Raw genomic sequence first — 2,326 nt, 5'->3', positions numbered from 1 at the left:
GAGCCGCCGCCGCGTACGAGGAGCTGCTGGCCGACTGTCTGCGGGTGCTGGGTGAGGACCACCCCGACACCCTGACCACCCGCCACAACCTCGCCCACTGGCGGGGAGAGTCGGGAGACGCGGCCGGAGCCGCCGCCGCGTACGAGCACCTGCTGGCCGACTGCCTGCGGGTGCTGGGTGAGGACCACCCCGACACCCTGACCACCCGCAATAACCTCGCCACCTGGCGGGGAGAGTCGGGAGACACGGCCGGAGCCGCAGCCGCGCTCGAGCACCTGCTGGCCGACCAAGTTCGGGTGCAGGGCGAGGACCACCCCCACACCCTGACCACCCGCAACAACCTCGCCCACTGGCGGGGCGAGGCGGGAGACGCGGCCGGCGCCGCCGCCGCGTTCGAGGAGCTGTTGCCCGACCGCCTGCGGGTGCTGGGTGAGGACCACCCCGACACCCTGACCACCCGCCACAACCTCGCCCACTGGCGGGGGAAGACGGGAGAGACACCCCACACCTGAAGGCCGGCGGGATCCAACACCATCCCCGAGCCTGGCGGGCTGGTCGCACGGGTAGCGGGGTGTTGGCGTACGCCTACGGTCCCGTTGCCCTCCGCGGGTGCCACTCCTCACCGCCCTGCACCACGGCGGTTTTCAAGACCGGCCACCGATCAAACGCGACTAGGCCCGTGAACTGGGCATCCTCCATCAGCCGGAGGTCGTCCGGTGGTCTGTTGGCCGGAGGATGGCCGCACACCACTCGGCAGTCAACCGGCCGTGGCCCTCGGCTGACCGTCCGCCGGGGCTTGGCGCTGACCGCTCAAGTCCGGGGCTATTGGTGTCAGCCGCCACAGGCGAACTTGACAGCTTCGCCACCCGCTCTCTCGCTGGGACACGGTCATCAGTTAGATACGCAGGCGAACTCGTCAGCATCGCCAGGTTCGATCGTTCAAGGCGTCCCCGCATCCGCGCTACGGCACGATGGCCGGCATGAGCGTCTTGGAGTTCATCTCCTCCCTGAAGTGGCCGGTCGTTGTGCTGGTCATCGGCCTGACAGCGATGGTTCAGCTTCGGCGCAGTCCGGTAGCGCGGTCCTCCATCATCGCGTGGTTCAAGGGGCGGAACTTTCGCATGAGGGTCGCTGGTCAGGAGTTCGAAACCACTATCCCCAGTCCTCTCGACATGGTCGACAACATGACGACCGCCGCCAGCGGTGACGCACAGCTCGCTGCGCGCAGCCCGCGCGAGCGCGGGACACCAGCCGAAGATAATGAACCCCGCGGAGGGACGGCGCCTGTCGAAACCGAGCTAACCGGTCTCAGGCGTAGCGCTGTGGAGGCGGTCATGCGTGACGCGGCCCAATGGGGTTGGCAGATGGCGCAGATGGGCTTCCACAGCCCCCCTGATCCGGAGGTGCAATGGACTGAAGATGGAACGCCACAGATCATGTTCGGCGCTGGCAGCAGCGGCAGGTTGCGAGTCGTTGTCGACGATGAGGAGTGGCTCCGCCTCCAGCAACGCGTTCGAGCACTCCGATGGCGCGGGAAGTAGCGCGAGAGCCGCCATGCAGCTGCCTACAGCAGCCCCCTCTGTGACGGTAAGCGGCTGAATTGCTGTGCGCGTGGCACGGGCTCCGGCCGAGCTGGAGCGGGACGAAGGCAGGAGCGCCGGGCCGGCCGGGGGCCGGGCCAGCGCGGAGAGCGGAACGAGCCGCCCTGAACCCGTGGAGACAGTTGCAGCTCAGTCGTTGGCCCGCCCCCGGCAGCCGCCTGCGAGACGCGCGGGCGGGCCTGACGGCCGCCGCCCAACGACCTTCCGTTTTTCAGGCCGAGTCTGAGCGGAGGCGCGCCCCGTGATGCAGGTCATAGCGTGTCGCCTCCGGTCGTCGTTGTACCCCACTGTTGGCGTACGGGTTGGCGTACACCAACCCGATGTAAGGCAGTTGGGCAGGTATCAGTTCGGAGCCGTTCCCACAGCCAGAAGGTGTGAGCTGACGGCGAGTAGCTCCGGGTACGGCTCCGCCATACGCGCGGCAGCCATAGCGGAGGCAATCAGGTCGTCCGTGGGCCCCTCGCCCGGCTGCTGCTCTGCCGTCTTGACCAGCGACCATGCGGGCCCCTCAATCCCGAAGACCTGCACGTCGGGCAGGCCGGACGCGACAAGCTCGGCCACTAGCTCTTCGGCTCGGTGGAAGTAGGAGACGGTGAAGCCTCGTACGCCGTCGTAGACGGCCGTCTCAAGAATCTTGAAGACGGAATCGTAAATCCGCTCTTTGTGCAGGTGAGAGTATGTGACGTGCTCGAAGAGCGAGGCATAGCGGTTGATCGCAGCCGCAG

Annotated in this window: 2 protein-coding genes and 1 pseudogene; 2 read left to right on the top strand and 1 reads right to left on the bottom strand. The window is 67.7% G+C overall.

Annotated features, from left to right (window positions below; translation table 11 throughout):
• Together IE312_RS19695 and IE312_RS19690 are read left to right on the top strand one after the other, a co-directional pair.
• The coding region (locus tag IE312_RS19695; RefSeq protein ID WP_189983545.1) for a tetratricopeptide repeat protein at positions 1-512 on the top strand (512 nt) is incomplete at its 5' end.
• A gap of 468 nt (positions 513-980) precedes the next feature.
• Positions 981-1,541, top strand: a complete 561-nt coding sequence (locus tag IE312_RS19690; RefSeq protein WP_189983543.1) for a hypothetical protein — start codon at positions 981-983, stop codon at positions 1,539-1,541.
• A 402-nt stretch (positions 1,542-1,943) separates the two neighbouring features.
• Here IE312_RS19690 and IE312_RS19685 read toward each other — a convergent pair.
• Positions 1,944-2,326: pseudogene (locus tag IE312_RS19685) on the bottom strand (SAM-dependent methyltransferase); the annotation flags it as partial.

The sequence above is a fragment of the Streptomyces capoamus genome, from assembly GCF_014654935.1.
GTDB classification, from domain to species: domain Bacteria; phylum Actinomycetota; class Actinomycetes; order Streptomycetales; family Streptomycetaceae; genus Streptomyces; species Streptomyces capoamus.
This window is presented reverse-complemented; position numbering and strand designations above follow the sequence as displayed.

Bases quoted from the DNA above. Each gene is read 5' to 3' on its own strand.
- IE312_RS19690 (WP_189983543.1), top strand. From the start codon at position 981: ATGAGCGTCTTGGAGTTCATCTCCTCCCTGAAGTGGCCGGTCGTTGTG.